The 21590-nt window shown below is 67.0% G+C and carries 23 protein-coding genes and 1 tRNA gene; 13 read left to right on the top strand and 11 right to left on the bottom strand.

The features are described from left to right. Window positions 1-180: 180 nt before the first annotated feature. Both ACIRON_RS13395 and ACIRON_RS13400 read right to left on the bottom strand, forming a co-directional pair. On the bottom strand, window positions 181-756 hold the full coding sequence (locus ACIRON_RS13395) for a class IV adenylate cyclase (protein WP_402992787.1): 576 nt from the start codon (window positions 754-756) through the stop codon (window positions 181-183). Further along, window positions 753-1607 (bottom strand): transcriptional regulator, encoded by an 855-nt coding sequence (locus ACIRON_RS13400; RefSeq protein WP_402992788.1) that lies wholly within the window; start codon window positions 1605-1607, stop codon window positions 753-755. The genes ACIRON_RS13395 and ACIRON_RS13400 overlap by 4 nt, the downstream gene beginning before the upstream one ends. Window positions 1608-1777: 170 nt before the next feature. On the opposite strand from ACIRON_RS13400, the gene ACIRON_RS13405 reads away from it, so the two are divergent. Both ACIRON_RS13405 and ACIRON_RS13410 read left to right on the top strand, forming a co-directional pair. Beyond that, window positions 1778-2455 carry a TetR/AcrR family transcriptional regulator gene (locus ACIRON_RS13405; RefSeq protein WP_402992789.1) on the top strand — a complete coding sequence of 226 codons (678 nt, stop codon included), beginning with the start codon at window positions 1778-1780 and terminating at the stop codon, window positions 2453-2455. 272 nt (window positions 2456-2727) lie between these two features. Beyond that, window positions 2728-3852, top strand: coding sequence for a hypothetical protein (locus tag ACIRON_RS13410; protein ID WP_402992790.1), 1125 nt, complete (start codon window positions 2728-2730; stop codon window positions 3850-3852). A 121-nt stretch (window positions 3853-3973) separates the two neighbouring features. Here the strand turns inward: ACIRON_RS13410 and ACIRON_RS13415 are convergent. Next, window positions 3974-4057: transfer RNA gene (locus tag ACIRON_RS13415), tRNA-Leu, on the bottom strand. A 242-nt stretch (window positions 4058-4299) separates the two neighbouring features. On the opposite strand from ACIRON_RS13415, the gene ACIRON_RS13420 reads away from it, so the two are divergent. From ACIRON_RS13420 to pknB, 7 genes are all read left to right on the top strand, one after another. Continuing rightward, window positions 4300-5007 (top strand): DUF3662 and FHA domain-containing protein, encoded by a 708-nt coding sequence (locus tag ACIRON_RS13420; protein WP_091043921.1) that lies wholly within the window; start codon window positions 4300-4302, stop codon window positions 5005-5007. Continuing rightward, entirely contained in the window at window positions 5004-5489 is a 486-nt protein-coding gene (locus tag ACIRON_RS13425) for an FHA domain-containing protein (RefSeq protein ID WP_091043923.1), read from the top strand. The genes ACIRON_RS13420 and ACIRON_RS13425 overlap by 4 nt, the downstream gene beginning before the upstream one ends. Then, window positions 5486-6820 carry a PP2C family protein-serine/threonine phosphatase gene (locus ACIRON_RS13430; protein WP_402992791.1) on the top strand — a complete coding sequence of 445 codons (1335 nt, stop codon included), beginning with the start codon at window positions 5486-5488 and terminating at the stop codon, window positions 6818-6820. Before ACIRON_RS13425 ends, ACIRON_RS13430 begins: the two co-directional genes overlap by 4 nt. A gap of 76 nt (window positions 6821-6896) precedes the next feature. After that, on the top strand, window positions 6897-8330 hold the full coding sequence (locus ACIRON_RS13435; protein ID WP_402992792.1) for an FtsW/RodA/SpoVE family cell cycle protein: 1434 nt from the start codon (window positions 6897-6899) through the stop codon (window positions 8328-8330). Beyond that, window positions 8327-9793, top strand: coding sequence for a peptidoglycan D,D-transpeptidase FtsI family protein (locus ACIRON_RS13440; RefSeq protein ID WP_402992793.1), 1467 nt, complete (start codon window positions 8327-8329; stop codon window positions 9791-9793). Before ACIRON_RS13435 ends, ACIRON_RS13440 begins: the two co-directional genes overlap by 4 nt. Further along, window positions 9790-11334, top strand: coding sequence for a protein kinase (locus ACIRON_RS13445; RefSeq protein WP_402992794.1), 1545 nt, complete (start codon window positions 9790-9792; stop codon window positions 11332-11334). Before ACIRON_RS13440 ends, ACIRON_RS13445 begins: the two co-directional genes overlap by 4 nt. Then, the gene (pknB, locus tag ACIRON_RS13450; RefSeq protein ID WP_402992795.1) at window positions 11327-13135 is read left to right on the top strand and encodes a Stk1 family PASTA domain-containing Ser/Thr kinase; all 1809 of its coding nucleotides are present in this window, start codon (window positions 11327-11329) and stop codon (window positions 13133-13135) included. Before ACIRON_RS13445 ends, pknB begins: the two co-directional genes overlap by 8 nt. A gap of 33 nt (window positions 13136-13168) precedes the next feature. Here pknB and ACIRON_RS13455 read toward each other — a convergent pair whose 3' ends face one another. Next, the gene (locus ACIRON_RS13455; protein WP_091043937.1) at window positions 13169-13957 is read right to left on the bottom strand and encodes a DUF881 domain-containing protein; all 789 of its coding nucleotides are present in this window, start codon (window positions 13955-13957) and stop codon (window positions 13169-13171) included. 44 nt (window positions 13958-14001) lie between these two features. On the opposite strand from ACIRON_RS13455, the gene ACIRON_RS13460 reads away from it, so the two are divergent. Continuing rightward, window positions 14002-14463, top strand: coding sequence for a cell division protein CrgA (locus tag ACIRON_RS13460; protein ID WP_402992796.1), 462 nt, complete (start codon window positions 14002-14004; stop codon window positions 14461-14463). Window positions 14464-14607: 144 nt separating this feature from the next. Here ACIRON_RS13460 and ACIRON_RS13465 read toward each other — a convergent pair whose 3' ends face one another. The 6 genes from ACIRON_RS13465 to ACIRON_RS13490 form a co-directional block, all read right to left on the bottom strand. Continuing rightward, window positions 14608-15414 carry a rhomboid family intramembrane serine protease gene (locus tag ACIRON_RS13465; RefSeq protein WP_402992797.1) on the bottom strand — a complete coding sequence of 269 codons (807 nt, stop codon included), beginning with the start codon at window positions 15412-15414 and terminating at the stop codon, window positions 14608-14610. A gap of 105 nt (window positions 15415-15519) precedes the next feature. Continuing rightward, window positions 15520-16029, bottom strand: a complete 510-nt coding sequence (locus ACIRON_RS13470) for a peptidylprolyl isomerase (RefSeq protein WP_091044367.1) — start codon at window positions 16027-16029, stop codon at window positions 15520-15522. Between the two features lie 70 nt (window positions 16030-16099). Then, a complete protein-coding gene (locus ACIRON_RS13475; protein ID WP_378725073.1) occupies window positions 16100-16471 on the bottom strand; it encodes a DUF3817 domain-containing protein in 372 nt (123 codons plus the stop codon). After that, on the bottom strand, window positions 16468-17340 hold the full coding sequence (locus ACIRON_RS13480) for an SURF1 family protein (RefSeq protein ID WP_402992798.1): 873 nt from the start codon (window positions 17338-17340) through the stop codon (window positions 16468-16470). Before ACIRON_RS13480 ends, ACIRON_RS13475 begins: the two co-directional genes overlap by 4 nt. Before the next feature lie 23 nt (window positions 17341-17363). Then, complete coding sequence (locus tag ACIRON_RS13485; RefSeq protein WP_402992799.1) at window positions 17364-18266, bottom strand: hypothetical protein; 903 nt, start codon at window positions 18264-18266, stop codon at window positions 17364-17366. A gap of 95 nt (window positions 18267-18361) precedes the next feature. Then, window positions 18362-19366, bottom strand: coding sequence for a TauD/TfdA family dioxygenase (locus ACIRON_RS13490; protein WP_402992800.1), 1005 nt, complete (start codon window positions 19364-19366; stop codon window positions 18362-18364). A 319-nt stretch (window positions 19367-19685) separates the two neighbouring features. Here ACIRON_RS13490 and ACIRON_RS13495 point away from each other — a divergent pair, with 319 nt between their 5' ends. Next, window positions 19686-20054 carry a hypothetical protein gene (locus ACIRON_RS13495; protein ID WP_402992801.1) on the top strand — a complete coding sequence of 123 codons (369 nt, stop codon included), beginning with the start codon at window positions 19686-19688 and terminating at the stop codon, window positions 20052-20054. A gap of 3 nt (window positions 20055-20057) precedes the next feature. On the opposite strand, the gene ACIRON_RS13500 is transcribed toward ACIRON_RS13495, so the two are convergent. Continuing rightward, on the bottom strand, window positions 20058-20492 hold the full coding sequence (locus ACIRON_RS13500; protein ID WP_402992802.1) for a MarR family winged helix-turn-helix transcriptional regulator: 435 nt from the start codon (window positions 20490-20492) through the stop codon (window positions 20058-20060). 155 nt (window positions 20493-20647) lie between these two features. Between ACIRON_RS13500 and ACIRON_RS13505 the strand changes: the two genes are divergently transcribed. Further along, complete coding sequence (locus tag ACIRON_RS13505; protein ID WP_402992803.1) at window positions 20648-21046, top strand: DUF1304 family protein; 399 nt, start codon at window positions 20648-20650, stop codon at window positions 21044-21046. Window positions 21047-21082: 36 nt separating this feature from the next. Further along, complete coding sequence (locus ACIRON_RS13510) at window positions 21083-21562, top strand: hypothetical protein (RefSeq protein WP_402992804.1); 480 nt, start codon at window positions 21083-21085, stop codon at window positions 21560-21562. Window positions 21563-21590: the final 28 nt, after the last annotated feature.

A 21590-nucleotide genomic window follows, 5' to 3' on the forward strand; every position in this document is an offset into this window, starting at 1 on the left:
TGAATCCCAATCCTTTCGGACACACGAACCTGAACAGTGCGCGGGTGGTGTCGAGGCGCCTATACGACGGGCATCGTGCGCAACCCCGACCCCTCCACCGCCGCCAACTGTCAACCCAGACTGGTTGTACGGGTCGTCGCGTGGGCTACACGCGGCGACCACGACGGCGCGCTCCTACAGCTATTCGCCTTCAGGCTGCCTAGCCGCGGCAACGGCTCCGGTATAGGTCTCATTAGTGAGGTCGCCATCGCCGATCCCGAGCCTTGCGAGCACAGTCCGGATCGTGGTCAGGGCCGATTCGACCTCGTCGTCGGGCGACAGCGTCTCGACCTCCAGATAGGTACCTTCAATCTCCGGCACCTCGACGAGCGTCGCCAGAACGTCCCGTCTCTCGGCAGTGAACCGGTGATTGCGACACAGCTTGCGGAACGCGATCACCTCCTCCGCCCCCAGAGCCTTCAGGACGGTGTCGGCGACTGCCGGATCGGCAAGCTCGGTCTCGTGCTCGGGTCTTGATCCCGAAGCCTCCTCGACAGGCGCGGTCTTAAACGTCAACAGCGAGCGACTGCCGGCGTCGTTGGTCACAGTCCGGACCCGAAGCTCCTGGTCGCGGGCGGTGAGGGTCTCATCGGCAAGGTCGTAGTAAGTATCGTGATAGGTCTCATCGACCCCAGGAGCAAGGCGTTCAAGCTCAGCTCGGACGTACTCCACTTCGCCAACCTTGGCCTTCAGTTCGACCTCGACGAGTCCGCTCACAGGTCCGCCTTTCCCTGATCTGCCGACTGGGTCGAGATCGGCCGCAACGTCAGAGCCTCGATGTGCCGTAGAAGCCCATGGAATAGCGGACCTCGTGGGCTGGCGATGATCTTGTACATCGCTGATTCATGTCCTTCCCAGGTGCCGAAGGTCGATACGAACATGACGGTGTCGAGCCGGATAACCCGCCACACCGGCATCTGGTCGTAAAGGTAGACCTGCACGCCGGGCAGTCCCTCCAACCGAGACATCGTCATCCGGATGCCCGTTGCGAACTCCTGCGGAGTCTCGCCCACCTCGACCGCTCTAGCCGCTGTCAGGTCGCTGTCAGGATCGAGGAGCATGATGCGTACGTTGGTCTCCGCGCCACCGGTAATGCGCGAGCGGAGCAACGAGTCTTTGAGCCCAAGCAGGCCAAGGCCGCGGATCGCAAGCACGTCGATGCTCGAGGCAATCTGCAGCTGCGCCGCGATCTCCTCTCGCGCAAAGCCCTGGTCGCGGTAGACATTGACGACCTCCGGATAGGCCGAGAGATCGGCAGCGTCGCGTTGCCCGGATGTGCGGGCAGGTGCGAGCCCAAGGATGCGTCGACTCTCGGCCGGAATCCCCAACCCGTCGGCAACTCGCTCGAACACGTCGAGCTTGGTGATCTCGCGGCGGCCGTTGATGACCTCGTTGACCCTCGACTGCGACAGGCCCGTTGCCGCCGCGATCCGCGCCTGGCTCAGCCCGGCGTACTGCTGCATAGCCCGGAACACGCCGCCCATGTCGCGACTGACCAGCGCGTCACGTACCTCGGGGCGCTCCCATGCCCACGACGGCATCGCCACAGGATCCGGGCCGATGGTCATCCCGCCTCCTCTGCGCGTACGACACGTCCAGGTTATCTCACGGTGAGATATACGCGAAGGGATCGAGCCGGTGGCGTCGTCGCGGGCAACGTGGCAGTTGCTCCGGCCGCGACGCCTCAAAGTGGCGTCGCGGTTGGGGCATTCCAGCAATCACCAAGGAGACCCGAGCGATGACAACGACCGCACGAGGAGTCGGCCGACCGCGGCACACCGGACAGACGCCATCCATCTCAGCGCGTGAGGACATCCTTGACCACGCCGCCCGCCTGTTCACCAGCCGCGGATACGCAGGCACTTCGACCCGTGAGATCGCCGAAGCAGCCGGCATCCGACAGGCGTCTCTCTATTACCACTTCGCCGATAAGAGCGCGATCCTCGGCGAGTTGCTCGAGCAGACCGTCCGTCCCACCGTCGACAAGGTCGACGAGATCGAGCAGCTCGCCGTGGCGCACGGATGGGCGACGGTTCTGTACATCCTTGTCCTCGTCGACATCCACACCCTCGCCGTCGCTCCACACAACGCGGGCATGCTCCCTCGGCTGCCCGATGTCACTAGCCAGCCGCTGTACGAGCGTTCCAAGACCGTGCGCCGACAACTCATCGACGCCTACGACCGCATCGCCTCACATCTCGCCGACGACCGCCGCCAACAACACGAGCTCCGACTTGGCAACTTGCTGCTTCAGCTCGTTGAAGTCGTCATCAGCGTCCGCCGCATCGGCGACACCGTCAACGACACCAAGCGCAACGCGATCGCAGCCTCTGCTCTGCGCATCTGCGACGTACCCCAAGAGCAGATCTGGACCGCTGCGCTCAACGCCGAACGGCTGGTCGGTCAGTTCATCTAGTCTCCCGGCCGGGGCCGCTCCAACGGTGGCGGTTGTGCCGGGCCGAACACCACAGCTGGGTGGTCCCCTTCGTCGGTCACCAGGTGGGATCGTTCATTCCGCGGGCTCAACAGTCCAAGCAGCTTCGATCTCGCCAGGAGGCTGGGGGCCGTACCCACAATCGGTGGCGCCCCAGCGACGCGAGTGGACCGCGGCGAAATGTCGGGGCAACGCACTACGCTCGCCCCTGAATGATTGCCCCATCAGCGGCGGAGAAAAGAGGCACCAGCAGAATGAGTGAGAACTCGGAGGCGCGTTCACAGCAGGTTCTGCTCTACCCCGAGCAGGAACTTCGGGCGGCCCTCGACCGCCTTGATGCCGACTTCGTCGACGGTCAAGAAGCGTGGGTTCTCGGAAAGCTATACGAGCTCACCCTGGAGATTGGCACATCTGGCGGGCAGGTGACGATGCCTGCGGGAGCGGTGCCTTCGACGGCGGAGTTAAAAAAATTCGAGAGCCGGACGCTAACGCACCTTCTGCGGGAACAGCCTGCTTGCGACGAGGCTCGTAAGGCGCTGGAAAACCTCGACCTTCAGGGCTCGCCGGCCGACATCCGCTCGCAGATTCGCTCGATCGTGCCAAGAGCAGCAGATGCTTATCGGACGGCTCTACATGAAGCCCGTCGAGTTCATGGCGAAAACCGGGACCATGTGATCTTCAGCGCCGGGGGGACCGTGCTGCCATTCGAAGAGACAATGAACTGGTGGGATCACCGACTCACGGCAGTACGGGAAGCGATTGTGCACCTCTCGCTTCTGGATCGCCTCGCCGAGACCAAGGCGAGTTTGCTCGACGAAATCCAGCAAGCTCTGAAGGACGTGAAGGAGGCATCCACCGACCTTGAGACTCAACGGACGAGCCTCAAGGACCTTCGGGCCCAAGAGGCGAGTCGGAATCTCTCGACGCACTTCGAGACCTTGGCCCGCAACGAGCGCTGGAAAGGGGCAGCGCTCCGTGTACTCTCGGTAGCTGCTCTCCTCGCCGCGATGGGCATCGCATGGACGGCCGGGGTATCCAAGGAATCGCTCGGATCGTGGACGGAATTGTCCCGGCACCTGGCGCTCACGTTGTTGCTAGCTGGAGGCGCCGCCTACGGCGCGAAGCTCGCCTCGTCGCATTACACGTTTGGGCAGTGGGCTAGGTCGATCCAGGTCCAACTCGACTCCTTCGAAGGCTTCATTGGCGTTGTCGAAGAACAGAGCGCAAGAGACCGCATGCGCGAGGAGTTCGGACGCCGGGTCCTAGGGGCGCCGCCGCAGGCCACAGATGACGGAAGCACTGGACTCACGGCGGGCGAACTGCTGCAAGTCCTAGCTTCCGCCCGAGCGTCTTCGTCTCCCGCCAGCAAAGGATCTTGACGTTGCCACCTGAAACGAGACCCCACATGCGGTGCGACGAAGCACTGGCCAAGGTGGCGAAACGGGCTGGGAATACTGAGAGGCCCCGAGTCATCGACTCGGGGCCTCTCAGTTGCCCACGTGCGCGAGGGGGGAGTTGAACCCCCACGTCCTTTCGGACACACGGACCTGAACCGTGCGCGTCTGCCTATTCCGCCACTCGCGCGTGCAGAGGAAACGTTAGCCGACGCGCACCCATCGACCCAAAACGACGGCACCCCGCCCACCTTGACGCTGGTGGTCACCCGATCGTGGGAGGATCGAAACCACGCAGAATGCGGGAAGTGGCAGATCCCCTAGGGTGCACCGATACGATCGGGCCGAATCGCGGGGACCATTGTGCCCGTACGCGACTGACCACCCACCCCGACCGGCCCACCCCCGGCACCCTGAGAGGAGCGCAACCACGTGAGCGGCCTGCAGAAGTTCGAGCAGAAGTTGGAGCAGCTCATCTCAGGCGCTTTCGCGAAGGCGTTCCGGTCCGAGGTGAAGTCGGTGGAGATCGTCGCCGCGCTCCAGCGCGAGATCGACAACAACGCCCAGGTGCTCAGCCGCCAGCGGCGCCTGGTCCCCAACGACTTCTTCGTGGAGCTGTCCGCCAGCGACCTGAGCAAGCTGGAGTCCTACGGGCCCCACCTCAAGGAAGAGCTGAAGCGCCAGCTGATGGACCACGCCGAGGCGCAGGGGTTCGTCTTCCCCGGCCGCGTGAGCATCGAGTTCGGTGAGGCGAACGACCTGACGATCGGCCGGTTCCGGGTGCGCAGCCGCGCCCAGGCCGCCGTCTCGGGCGGAGACATGAGCGACACCCAGGTGAGCCGCGCGCAGGCCTACCTGGAGATCAACGGCACCCGGCATCCGCTCCACGGCAACCTCGTCGTGGGTCGAGGCACCGACGCCGACCTGCGCATCAATGACCCGGGCATCAGCCGCCGCCACATCGAGTTCCGCTCGAAGCAGGCCGGCGACCGTGTGCGCGTCGAGGTCTATGACCTCGGCTCGACCAACGGCATGCTGGTCAACGGGCAGAAGATGGCGAGTGCCACCTTGGACGACGGCTCTCAGGTGCGCATCGGCACCACCGTCATCACCGCGCATATCGTGGAGGAGCGCCGTTGAGCGAGCTGACCCTGTTTCTCATCCGGGTCGCCTATCTGGCGATCCTGTGGATCTTCGTGCTGGCCGCGTTGTCGGTGATCCGCTCCGACATGTTCGGCGCACGGGTCACCAACGCCTCTGCCGGCGGCCAGCCCGCGGCCCCGCCGGCTCGCGGCAAGGCCGCTGCTGCGGCGAGGGCACCGCGGCGCGGCGTACCCACGCATGTGGCCGTCACCACCGGCTCCAACGCCGGGGTGACCGTGCCGCTCTCGCAGGCCCCCATCGTCATCGGCCGCGGCAGCGATGCCGCGATCATCCTCGATGACGACTACGCCTCCACCCGCCACGCCAGGATCGCCGTCTCCGGCGACCAGTGGTTCGTGGAGGACCTCGGATCGACCAATGGCACCTACATCGGGTCCGTCCGGATCAATCAGCCGACCGCCATCTCTCTCGGGACCCAGGTGCGGATCGGTAAGACAATCCTGGAGCTGCGCAAGTGACCGCTGCGACCGACCCCACCCCCGACCCTGCTGCTAACCCCGGCATCGCCGATGGACGACCCTTCCGCCTCGAGTACGCGGCGGTCTCGGACGTCGGCCGGGTGCGCAAGGACAACCAGGACAGCGGGTACGCCGGCCCCTGGCTGCTGACCGTCTGCGACGGTGTCGGCGGCGCTGCCCGCGGCGACATCGCCTCCAGCACGGCCGTCCAGCAGCTGCGCAAGCTCGACGAGGAGCCGGCCTTCGGGCTGGTCGACGACGACCTGATCGGCCTGGTCTCCCACGCGCTGCACATGGCCCATGACGAGATCGGCCACCTGGTCGACCACGACCCGACGCTCAACGGCACCAGCACGACCTCGACCGTCGGCTTCTTCGACGGCGCCAAGCTGACCGTCGGCCACGTCGGCGACAGCCGTGCCTATCTGCTGCGCAACGGCGCGATCCACCAGGTCACTCACGACCACACCTTCGTGCAGACGCTGCTCGACGAGGGGAGGATCACGGAGGAGGAGGCCAAGACCCACCCCCACCGCAACCTGATCCTCAAGGCCCTCGACGGCACCCGCGAGCTCGAGCCCGACCTGTTCATCGTCGACCTCGCCGCCGGCGACCGGCTGATGTTCTGCAGTGACGGTGTCTGCGGCTACGTCGATGACCCGCGGATCGCCGACATCCTGGCCACCGGCACGCCCGAGTACGCAGCCGTCGAGCTCGTCCGGGTCTCCCTCGACTCCGGCAGCACCGACAACGTGACCTGCGTGGTCGCCGACGTGGTGCCCAGCGACACGATCCCGTCCCCGGGCCTCGAGGCCCAGATGGTGGGTGCCGCGGCCGAGCTCAAGCGGAAGACCACCAAGACCGGCCAGATGACCGCGCTGTTCCGCGGTCACCGGATGGGCGACACCGGCGAGCTGGAGCCGATCGACGAAGAGATCCCCGACGGTGCGATCGCCTCCGACCCGGAGGAGATGCGCTACGCGCTCCAGGCGCCGGCCAAATATCTGAAGCTGCGCTGGGTGTTCGGGCTGCTGACCCTTCTCGGTGTCGTCTGGATCGCTGCCGCGACCGCGTTCGTGTGGTCGCAGAACCAGTGGTACATCGGCGAGCAGGGGGGCAACGTCACGATCTTCCGCGGCGTACCCACCACGATGATCGGCCTCGACCTCTCCGAGCCCTACCAGACCTCTGACCTGAAGGTCGCCGACCTGGCCGAGACCTACCAGAACCAGCTCGAGGACGGCATCCACAGCAAGGACCTGGCCGGCGCCCAGGAGAAGGTGCAGTCCCTCGCCGACCAGAGCGCCGCGGACGCGGGAAGCGGGTCATGAGCGAGCGCCAGCGAGCGACAATCGGCCTCAGGTCGGCACCTTCGTATTCTTGCGCTTGCGCTACGGAGGTGCCGGCATGAGCGGGTTCACTCCGGCTAGCTCCATGCCCGTTTTCGTCCACCGGTCGCGGCGGGGAGCGGAGCTGGTCCTGCTGATCCTGGCCCTCGCGGTCGGGATCGGAGCCTACGCCGCGGTCGGCCTCGGTGTGGAAGAGAAGATCCCGGTCGACATCGTCGGCTACGGCACCTGGCTGGTCGCGCTCCTGGTGGCGGCCCACATCGGCGTACGTCTGCTGGCTCCGTACGCGGACCCGGTGCTGCTTCCGCTGGTGGCGATGCTCAACGGCTTCGGTCTGGCTGTCATCCACCGGCTCGACCTGGCCGCGGGGGCGAACGAGACCGACGCCTTCGCCCGTCAGCAGCTGATCTGGATGACGATCGGCGTGGTGCTGTTCCTGATCACGCTCTTCGTCGTGCCCGACCACCGGATGCTGCAGCGGTTCACCTACACCGCCGGCCTCGGTGCGGTGGTCATGCTGATCCTGCCGATGCTCCCGATCATCGGTAAGACGATCAACGGCGCGCGGATCTGGATCAACCTCGGGCCGGTCAGCTTCCAGCCCGGCGAGGTCGCCAAGGTGCTGCTGGTGATCTGCTTCGCCGGCTATCTGGCGGTCCACCGCGACGCGCTCGCCCTGGCGGGGCGCCGGTTCGCCGGCATCGACCTGCCCCGCGGCCGCGACCTCGGACCGCTGCTGATGATGTGGGCGATCAGCCTCGCGATCCTGGTGCTGCAGCGCGACCTCGGCTCCAGCCTGCTCTTCTACGGCCTCTTCGTGGTGACGCTCTACGTCGCGACCGAGCGCAAGGGCTGGATCGTCGTCGGTGGACTGCTCTTCGCGGGCGGTGTCTTCGCCGCGCTGAGTCTCTTCAGCCACGTACGCGTCCGGGTCTTCACCTGGCTCGACCCGTTCAAGTACTACCCCGTGGGCGATGACGGCGTGACCTCCTCGGGCCAACTCGTCGAGGGCCTCTTCGGGATGAGCTGGGGCGGCATGATCGGGCGTGGCTTCGGTTCGGGCGAACCGTGGCGGATCCCCTACGCCAACTCCGACTTCATCATCCCGGCGATCGGCGAGGAGCTGGGCCTGACCGCGCTGCTGGCCCTGCTGCTCTGCTACGGCCTGATCGTCGAGCGCGGCCTGCGCACGGCGATCGTCGCCCGCGACGACTTCGGCAAGCTGCTCGCCGTCGGCCTGGCCACCTCGGTCGCCCTGCAGACCTTCGTGGTCGTCGGCGGCGTGACCGGGCTCATCCCGCTGACTGGTCTGACCACACCGTTCCTCTCGTATGGTGGATCTTCGCTGGTCGCCAACTGGGTGATCGTGGCACTGCTGTTGCGCGTCTCGGACCAGTCCCGCCGTCCACTGCCGACGGCGCCGTCCGATGAAGATCTCGCCGCTGAGGAGACCCAGATCGTCAAGCTCGACAAAGGGGCGATGAACAAGTGAATCGCCCCATCCGCACGCTCAGCGTCGGCTGCCTGATCCTGTTCGTGGCGCTGATGCTGAACCTGACGTACGTCCAGTTCTTCAAGGCGAACTGGTACAACGACCGAGCCGACAACCGGCGGGTCACCGAAGAGGCCTACTCGCAGCAGCGCGGCGACATCCTGGTCGGCAAGAAGGCGATCGCCACCAGCAAGCCGAGCGACGACAAGTACGAGTGGCAGCGCACCTACCCCGGCGGCAAGAAGTACGCCCCGATCACGGGTTTCATGTCCTACTCCTTCGGCCAGACCGGGATCGAGCGCTCCCAGGACTCGGTGCTGTCGGGCAAGGACAACAAGCTCTTCACCAACCGTCTGGTCGACCTGGTCACCAACTCCGAGCCGGCGGGCGGCAACGTCGAGCTCACCATCAACCCGAAAGTCCAGGACGCCGCGTACGAGGGCCTGACCGCGCTCGGTGAGGACGTCCAGGCGGCGGCGGTGGCGATCGAGCCGAACACCGGCAAGATCCTGGCGATGGCCTCCACGCCGACCTACAACCCGGACAAGCTGGCGACCCACGACTTCGGTGCTGCGACGAAGGCCTACAACCAGCTCTCGAAGGACGAGAACGAGCCGCTGCTCAACCGCTCCATCCAGACCGCGCTGCCGCCGGGATCGACCTTCAAGCTGGTCACCGCCGCGGCCGCGATCGAGAACCTCGGCATGGACGGTGACAGCATGGTCTACGGCGGCGCGTCGCTCGACCTCCCCGGCACCACGACCGACCTGCCCAACCTCAACGGCACCAGCTGCGGCGGCGAGCAGATCACCCTCACCCACGCTCTCGAGGTCTCCTGCAACACCGCCTTCGGTTCTCTCGGCATGGAGCTCTCCGACGAGGAGATGCAGGAGCAGGCCGAGGGGTTCGGCTTCGGCCAGGACTACCTCGACGACATCGGCCCGCTGGCCAAGAGCCAGTACCCGCCCAACGACGGCAAGGCCGAGCAGGCCCGTGCCGCGATCGGTCAGCAGAGCGTGATCGCGACCCCGCTGCAGATGGCGATGGTCTCGGCCGGCATCGCCAACGGCGGCGAGGTCATGAAGCCCTACCTCGTCGACCGGGTCACCTCCTCCTCGCTCGATGTCATCGACCAGGGCAACCCGACCACGATCGACAACCAGCCCGCGGTCTCGCAGGACACCGCCGAGATCCTGACCCAGATGATGGTCAGCACCGTCGACAACGGCACCGCCGAGGCGGCAGCGATCGACGGCGTGAGCGTCGCCGGCAAGACCGGCACCGCACAGACCACCCCGGACAAGCCACCGTACGCCTGGTTCACCTCGTTCGCCCCGGCGGAGAACCCGTCCATCGCGGTTGCCGTGATGGTCCAGAAGAGCGGCACCGAACGCAGCGAGATCGCCGGCGGACGGCTGGGCGGCCCAATCGCGAAGGCCATGATGGAGGCAGCGATCTCATGAGTCGTTACGTATTCCACGAGCTCATCGGCACCGGCGGGATGGGCGAGGTGTGGCGGGCGACCGACACGACCCTCAACCGCGAGGTCGCGATCAAGCTCCTCAAGCCCGAGCACGCCGAGGACCCGATCGGCCGGTCCCGGTTCGAGTCCGAGGCGAAGCATGCCGCGGCGCTCCACCACCCCAACGTGGTGGCCGTCTACGACGTCGGCGAGATGCCGACCGCCTCCGGCCTGATGCGGCCGTTCCTGGTGATGGAGCTCGTCGACCACAAGCCGCTCTCAGAGCTCATCCGTGATGGGCGGCCCCTGGCCCCGGAGGTCGTCCGCGACCTGCTCGGTCAGGCCGGCGACGCGCTGGCCGCTGCCCACCGGGCCGGGATCGTGCACCGCGACGTGAAGCCCGCCAACCTCCTGATCACCCCGCAGCGCAAGGTGAAGGTCACCGACTTCGGCATCGCCCGCGCGCAGGCCTCGACCGGCATCACCGGCACCGGCCAGGTGATGGGCACGCCGCAGTACCTCAGCCCCGAGCAGGCCCGTGGCGAGAAGGCCACGCCGGCCTCCGACGTCTACTCCCTCGGTGTCGTCGCCTTCGAGTGCCTGGCCGGCTACCGGCCGTTCCAGAAGGAGACCCCGGTCGCGACCGCGATCGCCCACCTGCACGACCCGGTCCCGCCGCTGCCCGACCACGTCCCTGCCGATCTGGCTGCGATCGTGATGAGGAGCCTCCAGAAGGACCCGACCCTCCGCTACGCCGACGCGGCCGCGTTCACCAGCGCGATGATCGGTCACGGTGCCGCCGACCCGGACGCCGATGCCACCGTCGTCGCCGCCGCGGTGCCCGGGGACGCGACCGCCACGTCGGTCATGGACCCGGTCCCGTCGCCCACTCAGAACTACGTCGGCATGCAGGGCGCCGCGGGCGGGCCCGAGGGTCCGCCGCCGCCTCGCTACCAGGACCCCTACGACCGTTACGACGAGGACGACGAGCAGAAGCCCTGGTACAAGAAGCCGTTCAACATCGTCGTCATCGTGATGCTCGTGGCCGTGATCATCGCGGTCATCTGGATCATCTCGACCCTCGCCGCGGATCCGAAGAACCCTCCGGCCGACGACACGTCCACCACCCCGTCGGCCTCCTCCACTCCCACCCCGTCGGAGGAGCCCGAGGAGGAGCCGAAGGCCGTCGAGATCAACGAGGACGACTACATCGGCCGCAACGTCGATGAGGTGCGCTCCGAGCTGGGCGACCTCGGGCTGACCGTCAAGGTTGCTGTCCAGGACAACGACGGCAGCTACGAGCCCGACACGGTCGCCGGCCTCGACCCGACCCGCAACCTCTACGAGGGTGACCCGATCACCATCCGCTACTACGGCGAGCGTCCCGTGGTCGAGCAGCCTCCCGCCGAGGAGGAGCCCGACGAGGAAGAGAGCGACGAGGAGGAGCCGACCGACGGAGAGTCCTCCGACTGGGGCATCCCTGATCTTCCGGGGAACGAGAACACCGGTGGCGGCAACGGCAACGGGGGCGGCAATGGCTGAGGGAGCTCTCCTGGCCGGTCGCTACGAGGTCGGCGAGCTCCTCGGCCGAGGCGGCATGGCGGAGGTCCGCAAGGGCACCGACCACCGGCTCGGCCGCGTGGTCGCGATCAAGCGGCTGCGGGTGGATCTCGCCAGCGACGCGACCTTCCAGGCGCGGTTCCGGCGCGAGGCGCAGTCCTCGGCCAAGCTCAACCACCCCTCGATCGTGTCGGTCTACGACACCGGAGAGGAGAAGTCCGACGACGGCGTCGCCCAGCCCTACATCGTGATGGAGTACGTCGCCGGCCGCACGCTGCGCGACGTACTCCGTGAGGGTCGCAAGATCCTGCCCGAGCGGGCGCTGGAGATCAGCTCCGACGTACTCAACGCGCTCGACTACAGCCACCGCAACGGGATCATCCACCGCGACATCAAGCCGGGCAACGTCATGCTGACGCCGGCCGGTGACGTGAAGGTGATGGACTTCGGCATCGCCCGGGCGCTCAACGACGCCCAGTCCACGATGACCCAGACCGCGGCCGTGGTCGGGACTGCGCAATACCTGAGCCCCGAGCAGGCCCGCGGCGAGCAGGTCGACGCCCGCTCCGACGTCTACTCGGCCGGTTGCCTCCTCTACGAGCTGCTCACCGGTCGTCCGCCGTTCGTCGGCGACTCGCCGGTGTCGGTGGCCTATCAGCACGTCCGCGAGCAGGCCCAGCCTCCCTCGGCCCATGACCCGACGCTGACCCGTGAGCTCGACGCGATCGTGATGAAGTCGCTGGCCAAGCGGGTCGAGGATCGCTACCAGTCCGCGCAGGCGATGCGCACCGACATCGAGCGCTACCTCGCCGGGCGTCCGGTCCAGGCGACGGTGCCGCCGAGCATGGACCAGACCCAGGTCGCCCAGAACCGCGCGGTCGGCCCCTATGACGGCGATCCCACCAACGGTGGCTACTACCCGCCCCAGGACGACCGCGCCGGGGGCCCGCGCCCATGGGTTCTCATCCTGCTCGGTCTGGTCATCATCGGTCTCATCGGGTTGGGCGCCTACTTCCTGCCTGCGGCCCTCGGCCCGCAGAGCACCCCGGCCCCCGACGTGACCGGCCTGACCCAGGAGAAGGCGATGGCCGAGCTGAGCACGGCCAAGCTGAAGGGTGCGATCAAGCAGGAGTCGAGCGACACCGTCGCGGTCGGCGTCGTGATCTCCCAGGACCCGTCCGCCGGCCAGGACGTCGAGGAGGGCAGCACCGTCACGCTGACGGTCTCCACCGGGCCACCCAACCGGGAGATGCCCAACGTGATCGGGTCTCCGCAGAAGACGGCCAAGGAGCTTCTCGAGAGCGACCCCTACAACTTCACGGTCAAGGTCGAGACGGAGGATTCCGACGAGGCCAAGGGCACCGTGATCAAATCCGACCCGGTCGACGGAGAGAGCGTCACCACCGGCAAGTCGACCGTGGTCACGCTCACCGTCTCCAAGGGCCCCAACAAGGTCCCGAACGTCGTCGGGAAGACGGCCGAGCAGGCAGAGGAGATCCTCCGCAACGCCGGCTTCACGCCCGTACGCAAGGACGAGCCGAACACCGACAAGCCCAAGGGCACCGTCGTCGAGCAGACGCCGGCCAAGGGCACCCCGCTCGCGCAGGACGGCCAGGTGATCATCTTCGTCTCGACGAAGGAGGAGGCCCTGCCGAGCTGTCAGACGCTCGTGCCCGGGACTGACCCGGCCAACCCGTCGGCGTCGGCCACCCAGACCGCCGACCCGGGCGACCCGCCGACGTGTGACCCGGCGCTGCCGCCGAGCTCGCCGGCGGTGCCGTAGCCCGAACGCCGAAACTCAGCCGAAGCCCCTGTCTCACTTCTCCTGAGGCAGGGGCTTCGCGTATTTCACGTCGAGCAGGCCGTCGTAGGCCGGAGCGGTGAGGTAGGTCAGCGGCTTGAGGAACCAGCCGATCTGGACGTTGGGGTCGCGGGCGTCGGCCTGGTAGTTCTGCACGTGGTTGTCGCGGTCGATCGCGGCCTGGAGCCGGTCGGGGTCACCGACCGCCTCGATGACGTACGGCTGGGGGTAGGGGACGCCGTCGAGCTGCACCGTGCTGCCGGAGCACTTGATGCCGGTGGTGGTGATGATCCGCTTGCCGGCGATCGTGATCGCCTCAGCGCCACCGGCCCAGAGCGCGTTGACGACGGCCTGGATGTCCTGCTGGTGCACGACGAGCGAGTTGGGGTCGTCTCCCGTGTAGCTCTCCTGGACCTCCGAAGGCGCGTCGCCGAGGACGATCTGCATGCCGGCGCCGCTGTGGTCGGAGGTGCCGGCCGGATCGGCTAGCCGCGCGGACTGGTTCTGGAGCTTCTTGACGTCCTTGTCGGTGACGCCGCTGGTGAGATGGTCCACCTGGCTCTGCAGGTCGGCCAGCTGAGCCTCGAGGCGGTTGTAGCGGACCCTCTCCCCGTCGACCAGCGTGGCCAGGTCCTCGTAGCGTCCCGGACGCAGGTCGGTGCCGTCGGCGTTCACGAAGCTCACCGCCAGCAGGCCGCCACAGAGCAGCACCACGACGGGCGTACCGACCCGCCACGAGGTCAGGCGGGACCAGCGCTTTGGTTTAGAGGTGGGGTTAGCCTGGGTTCCGGAGCTCACGACCATTAGGGTATGCGCAGCAATCACATTTTGTCTGAGGAGCATCACCCGTGGCCAAGCTCAAGCTCTCGAAGAAGAGTGATCTCGACCTTCCCAAGGAGCCGATCGTCACTCCCCGCTTCGCGGTCGCCCTGTTGCTGATCGCCCTCGGCATCGGCTGGATCGCCTACTACTACGTCGGCGTCCGCCCCAACGAGGTCGGTGGCGACTTCACCGGGCCGAAGCCGGTGCAGAAGCTCGAGGAGTGGAACTACCTGATCGGCTTCGTCCTGCTCTTCCTGGGCCTCGCCGTCGCCGCCCACCCGAAGACCCCGCTGGGCCGCGGTCGCGGCGTCGTCGTCGGCATGCTCGGCTGCTTCGTCATCGGCCTGATCTGGATCTGCGTCTTCTACGTCTTCGCCAACGACCACCTGGACAAGATCTGGGTCTTCAACGACCTGGGCCAGAAGAACCTCCTGGTCGGCATCGGCTTCATGGCGGTGGGATTCACCTTCGCCACGAAGTGGGAGTGACCTTCTCGTTAGACCTCGAAAGCGGCGCAAACCTTTGGTTTGCGCCGCTTTGCGTTACACGGGTGTAGTTCTCCACAGGGCCATCCACACCTGTGGATTTGTCCACGCCGTGAAAACGCCCCGAAAACACCTACCGCGAAGGCGTCAGAACAGGGCGATCCGTACGCCGATCAGGGCAAGCAGCACCAACGCGAAGCCGCCCAGTGCAGCCCATTGCAACGGTGCCTTCCGGTCGGCCCGGAAGGTGGTGAAGATCCAGGCGACGACGAGACCTCCGATGAAGCCACCGACGTGGCCCTGCCAGGAGATGCCGTTGCCGAAGAAGGTGATGCCCGCGTTGATCAGGAGCACCGGCAGCAGCGGGGAGAGCGACTGGCCGGCCCTGACGAAGAGCACCACCAGGACACCCAGGAGACCGAAGATGGCCCCGGAGGCACCGACGGTCGAACCGGCCGGTGTCGACGCCCAGACCACCAGGGCGGAGCCCGCCAAGCCGGAGATCAGGTAGAAGACCAGGAACCGCAGCCGGCCCACGATCGGCTCGAGGAACGAGCCGAGCATGTAGAGCGACAGCATGTTCACGGCCAGGTGGATGATCGAGACGTGGGTGAACGTCGAGGTCAGCACCTGCCAGAGCGCGCCGTCGTCGACTCCTGGCATCCAGGTGTAGCCGCTCGCCCGGCAGACGTCGTTCGGCACCGCGAACCCGCCGTCAGGGGTGAGGCAGTAGCCCTGCAGCCGGATCGCGAGGAAGTCGGCGACCCTCGACCCGCCTCCACCGGTCAGGACGATGCTCAGCCAGACCAGGACGTTGACGCCGATGAGCGACAAGGTCACCGGGAGGGCCCGGAAGCTCACCCGCGCGCCGGTGAAGCGCTTGGGCTGGCGTACGGACTTGTGGCCTTCCTTCACGCACTCGGGGCACTGGAAGCCCACGGAGGCGCTGGCCATGCAGTCAGGGCAGATGGGACGCCCACAGCGCTGACAGCTGATGTGGGTCTCACGGTCGGGGTGGCGGTAGCAGACCGGCACCCCGACCGGTGTCGAGTCGGACAACTAGACGATCTCGACGGTCTCGATGACGACCGGCTCGACCGGGCGGTCCATCGCCCCGGTCTTGGTGTTGGAGATCGAGTCGACGGCCTTCTTCGACTCCTCGTCGGCGACCTCGCCGAAGATGGTGTGCTTGAAGTTCAGCCACGGCGCCTGGCCGGTGGTGATGAAGAACTGCGAGCCGTTGGTGCCGGGGCCGGCGTTGGCCATCGCGAGCAGGTAGGGCTTGTCGAAGGTGAGCTCGGGGTGCGGCTCGTCCTTGAAGGTGTAGCCCGGGCCGCCCGTACCGGTGCCCAGCGGGCAACCGCCCTGGATCATGAACCCGTCGATGACACGGTGGAAACCGAGACCGTCGTAGTAGGGAACACCGGAGCGGCCGGCGTCGTCCGTGTACTCCTTGGTCCCCGTGGCGAGGCCGACGAAGTTGGCGACCGTCTCCGGAGCATGGTTGGGGAACAAGGTGATCGTGATGTCACCGTGATTGGTGTGGAGGATGGCCTTCTGGTCAGCCATGACCTGCCCTTCCGACATTGGGATTGGTACGGGATGTAACTCCCCGATCCTCCCACACGGCCGGTCGAGATCAGGCGGCTGAGGCCTCCATCGCGACCCGCGTCAGCTTCGTGGCGCGGTGCTCGGCCCAGAAGCTGAGCACCGGGATGGTGCCGCACAACGCCGTGACGATGGTGAAGGGCATCGGCCAGGCCGCCTTGCGTGAGAGCAGGAACGCGGTCAGCAGGAAGATCATGTAGAGCCAGCCGTGCGCGACACCGAGGTACTGGGAGATGTCGGCACCCAGCTGCCAGCCGGCACCGCTGTCCTTGGCCAGCCACGCCGCATCGCTGACCAGATACCCGTAGTGGAGCGGCAGGCCGATGAGGCACAGCACGACGAGCAGCACACCCACGATGGTGGCCATGATCCGATAGGCGGCCAGATTGCCGGAAAGACTCACGCCTTGGAGGGTACGTGGCTTTCCTGAGGCGCGTTCTCAGGGGTCGGCATCGTGTCCTCGCCGTCCTCGTCGTCGTCGCTCTCGTCGGGTCCGCGCAGGGTGTCCCGCAGATAGCGCCACCACACGTAGATCGCGAAGACGCCGAACAGCCACCACTCGATCGCGTAGAGCAGGTTGCGCAGCCCGGTCGTGGCCTCCGGCTCGGGCAGCTGCGGGGCGGGCACGTCGGCGACATCCGTGGCGCCGTCGTTGACCGGCATCGCGCTGGCCGGCCAGTCGTCCTCGACCGGCGAGCGCACCATGTAGGCGCTGTAGAGGTCGTAGCTGGTGCGCGAGATCAGGTCGGAGACGTCCAGCTGCGGGAAGATGTTGTCGGACTTGCGGTCGTCGGCGACGTCGGTCCAGTCGCTGGGCTGCAGCCAGCCGGTGACGGTGACGTGACCGCGCGGCGCAGGCGGCGCGGTGCCGACCTCAGGTGTCCAGCCACGCACGACGTAGACGGCCGACTCCGTCTCCTCGACGAGCACCGGCGTGACGGCCCAGAAGCCGACCTGAGAGCCTCGCTCCATCCCGTCGATGAAGATGGTCTCCTCGGGCATCCAGATCCCGGAGACGGTCACGGGGCGGCCGATCTGCTCCCACGGGAAGGCGTCGTTGGGACCGATCAGGTCGGTGAAAGGCTTCGGCTCGGCATGCACCAGCTCCGCGACCTGGTCCTGCTTGTCCTGCTGGCTCGACTGGTACTGCCACACCCCGAGCAGCACCGCGCCGGTCACGAAGATCACCACCAGCGCGTGCGCACCCCACAACCTCGGGGAGAAGATCCCGAGCGGATAGGTACGGTGCGGGGGACTGGACTGGGCGGCCATAGCAGCTCCCAGAGTACGGGTCGCTAGTCGCAGACCGCGAATGGGACGGGTTGGCTGGTGACCAGGGTGGCGGCGGTCACCGGGCTCTTCACCCGGAACCCGATCCGTCCCGTGGCCGGATCCGCGACACCGTTGGTGAAGACCTTCTTGTACGCCGCGACCTGATCGCCCAGCTTCAGCCGGTAGAACAGGTCGTCACGGTCCTCGCCGAGACGCAGCGTGGCCAGCCCTCCGCCGAACTCGACCGAGTAGGCCTCGACCGGCGCCAGCCTGGTCTTCTCCTTCGGCCCGCCCTCGGCGCAGCCCTTGACGACGTACGTCGAGGTGGCGGGGCCTCCGGCGACCGCGACCAGGTCCTCCTGGGCGGCCCAGCTCTCCACGTCCGGGGTCGCGGTGTTCTTGGTGATCAGGTGGGTCTCCGGGTCGAACTTCGCGCCCTTCAGCGGGCCGACACCGGCCTTGATCGCCGGTCCGGGCTTGACCCGGTCGGCGACCTTGATGACGTACCCGTCCTTGCCGCCGCCGGTGAACCTGGCCTCCCAGGTCACATCGGCCGCGCCCCACCTGTACGTGTCTCGCAGACGCTGGTCCACCCCGCGCAGCAGACCACCACTGACCTGGGCGGCCTCCTCGTCGGCCCGGTTCCACAGGTCGCGCTGGTCCGCAGGGCTCGACCGTCCGGTGATGTCGTCGAGCCCGAAGAGCGACTTCACCTCGTCGTAGTCGGTCACCGCCAGCGTCTTGGCGCCCGCGGGGACGAACGTCATGGCTGCCTCGACGGGGTCCATGGTCGCGGCGTACACGGGGTAGGTGTCCTCAGACGCAGCCGCCTCCGGCTTCTTGGGCTCGCTGTCGTCCCCACAGCCGGCCAGCGCAAGGGCCAGCCCAACAGCCAGCACGCACATGCCCCATCGCCTCACGTTCACCCCAACGAGTATTCCCGATCCCTGTCACGGTGTGCGTCACGAAATAGATGGAGGCCGCAGGCGGAACGCGCCTGCGGCCTCCTTGATCCCGAGCGTCAGCGACCAGCGCCAGTCAGCTCAAGGGATGCGGGGAACGGCTCGAGCACCGGGTCGATGATCCGCGAGGAGGCCTCGGACCGAGCGACACGGCTGCGACGCAGGTCCTTGACGGTCGTGAGGCGGCGGAGCCAACGGTCGGTGCCGTCGTAGCGAGCCGTGAAGGGCTTGCGGCCGTGCAGCGCACGGTGGTTGTCGACGATGAGGATCTCGCCCGGGGCCAGCGCGACATCCTCGACGTTCGCGGAGAGCTCCATGATCAGCAGCTGGAGCGCCCGGTCGGCCTCGACGTCGCCCGGCAGAGCCGCCATGTAGGGCGGGTCCAGACGGACGTCGGGAGCCTGGGGTGAGCCGGAGAGCACCGCGGTCGGGGCGGCGAGCAGCTCGCCCTCGTTGACGCCGGCCTCGCGGAGGTTGCGCAGGTGCTCGTCGTCGGGGTGGATGACATAGCGCGGCTCGAACAGCGGAGCGTACTCAGGGCCGGTCACGTCGATCGAGCTGATGCCGACCGCGGTGGTCGGGATCATGTCCTGGTTGCGCAGCGAGATCAGTCCGAGGTGGTCGCAGCGAAGGTTGCTGAACGCGTCCTCGATGTGCAGGTCGAGGACGACGTCGCTGCTGTGCCCGGTCTGCAGGTTCTCCTGCTTCTGGATCGGCAGGATGTTGTTGACCAGCTGGCCACCCTGCAGCGAGGACCAGGAGACCGCGTCGCCGAGCTGAGCCATGATCAGGGCGAGCCAGAAGTCGGCCATGTGCGGCGCCTGGGCGTCGGGGTGGTTCCAATGCGGCGGGGTAGGTCCGGCGGTCACCGGAAGACCACTGATCACCAGAGCGTCGGTCGCATCGCCGTAGCGGAACGCGCGGATCGCCTTGGCGACGCTGTCGGGAAGCTCACCGCCGAGGAACGGCGCGGTCTCGAGGAACTCCGAGGAGACCGGGCTCGCGAACCGGGCGAGCAACGACTCCGACAGCTCGGCTGCGGTCTGGGACTCTGCTGGGGTCATCTCGACCCGGGTGACTACGGACTCTGCGCCCACAACATTGACCTCTCGGACTTTGCGGTGGAGGGGTTCGTCAGAAGCGTTTTCTGGCGCCCGCACCAAAGGGTTTCCTAAGTTCGAGACCACTTTGTTCCGCCGTACGGAATTCAAACGAGTGATAGGTCCAAATATCGAGACGATAGGTATTAGTCCCCTTGCGCAATCGCCGTCAACCTGTTTAGGGAATGTATCCCCCCTGCGGTTTCCCAGTTACCGGGATTTGGCCGTATGGCGCGGGTTCCGGAGGCAGTACACAGCCGTCGCGGCCCCTATCCTGAGCCCCATGACTGCCATGACTCCGCCAGGACCTCCGAGGACGGCAGCAGGATTCGGCGGCTCGACGGCCGACCAGGTGCTGACCATCGTCCTGATCGTGCTCGGTCTCGGCGCGAGTGTGATGGCCAGCTTCTTCGGCGCGTTCTCCATCATGGCCAGCGACGGGTGCTTCGATACCTGCAACTACACGATGATGAACATCGGCGTCGCGGTGATGGTCTTCACCCCGTGGATCTGCTGGCTCATCTTCGGCATCTGGGGGATCGTCCGCCTGGCCCGCAAGAAGCTCGCCGTCCTCGTCGTGGTCGCCGGCGGCGTACTCTCGGTCGTTCTCTACATCGTCGGGATCGTCCTGCTGACGGCCACGATCGGCTGAGCATCACCGGTAGGGATCGACGAGTTCACGCAGCGAGGTGAGGGCCTCCCGAAGGGCCGATGCCAGGGGTGGCCCGAGGTGGTCGTTCCACTCCTGCTCGACGCCCATCACGACCTCTCGAGCGCGGTCGGCGGCGTCCTGCCCGGCGGTCGTGAACCTGATCAGGCGCGCCCGGCCGTCGACCGGGTCCGGGACCCGCTCGACGAGCCCTTCCCGCTCCAGCGCCGCGACCAGCACGCTGGCAGTCTGCTTGGTGACCTGGGCCTGCTCGGCCAGGTCGACCAGGCGCGAGCCGTCCTCGGCGATCCGCTGGGCGAGCCGGGCCTGCGCGACGGTGATGTCGTAGCCGGCGTCCCGCATCGCGGAGATGACCCGTTCATCCATCGCCCGGTAGGCGATGAGCATGAGCGTTGCGACGTCGATCGGACCCCTTGACACTGTGCGGCACCCTGCTCAATATAGTCAGTAAGACTGACTATCATACCGCTCTCCGGTGTTCAGACGACCGTCTGTTCACGGGGTTCCGCCGGACGCGTGTTGCTTCCACGATCTCCACAGCCTCGCTCGTCGAGGCCCGTCCCGAGCAGGTCCTCATGAACGCAGTCGCGCAGCTCAGTGCCGGCATCTCCGCCCTGATCCTCATCGCCGTCTTCCCCGCGGAGGCCTTCTTCATCCACCGCCCCGAGGTCCAGCGGTTCCTCGGGATCGAGCCGCACGGCATCCGCAACGTCCACCTGTGGTCGTTCTGCATCGGCGCCCGCAACGCTCTCGCCGGCGTCGGCACGCTCGTCGGCCTCTGGATGGTGAACTTCGGCGACGAGTCCACCGGAGTCACCGTCGTGGTCGTCACCTGCATCTACATGCTGCTCGCCTCGTTGTTCATGGGGCTCGCCGACGCTCTCGGATACTGGCTTCCCCGGGGCGGCAGCATCAGGGGAACCGTCGCGTCCTCCGTCCTGCCCGCGGTCGCGCTGATCGCGATCGCGGTCTGATAGCGCGGAGCAGCCGGGACCACTACGCTCCGAAGCATGGGCGCCGCGATCGTCTCGGGTCTCTTCGCAGTGGTGCTCGCCTGCCTCGCCTGGGGTCTGCAGAACGGCAGCAGGCGGGCGCGGGTGCTCAGCCGGATCGAGCGCTACACCCGGATCCTCAAGGACATTCCGTACGGGCATCCGGCGCGAGTCCACCTGGAGGCCGCCCTCGCCGCCGAGGCCGAGAAGCTGAGCGCCCTGACCGGCGCGAGGATCCCGTCGTACGCTCCTGCGCCGCTGCCCGACCCAGGCCCAGGCCCAGGCCCCGCCACCATGGACGACATCTTCGGAACGGGCGAGCACCGACCGATCGCACCGGGCACACCCCCGCCGGTTCAGCCGACCGCGCCGCCCTCGCGGCCACAGGTTCGCCGTTCGACGCCACCCCAGGCGTACGCCTCGGTGGCCCTGGGTCTGCTGGCCGGCGGGTTCGCGGTCTTCGCGCTCTGGATTCTCATCGACCAGCTGCTGCGTTAGGCAACCATATTCCTTGACAGGCATATTC

The organism is Nocardioides sp. NPDC101246, assembly GCF_044767415.1.
Classification (GTDB): Bacteria; Actinomycetota; Actinomycetes; order Propionibacteriales; family Nocardioidaceae; genus Nocardioides.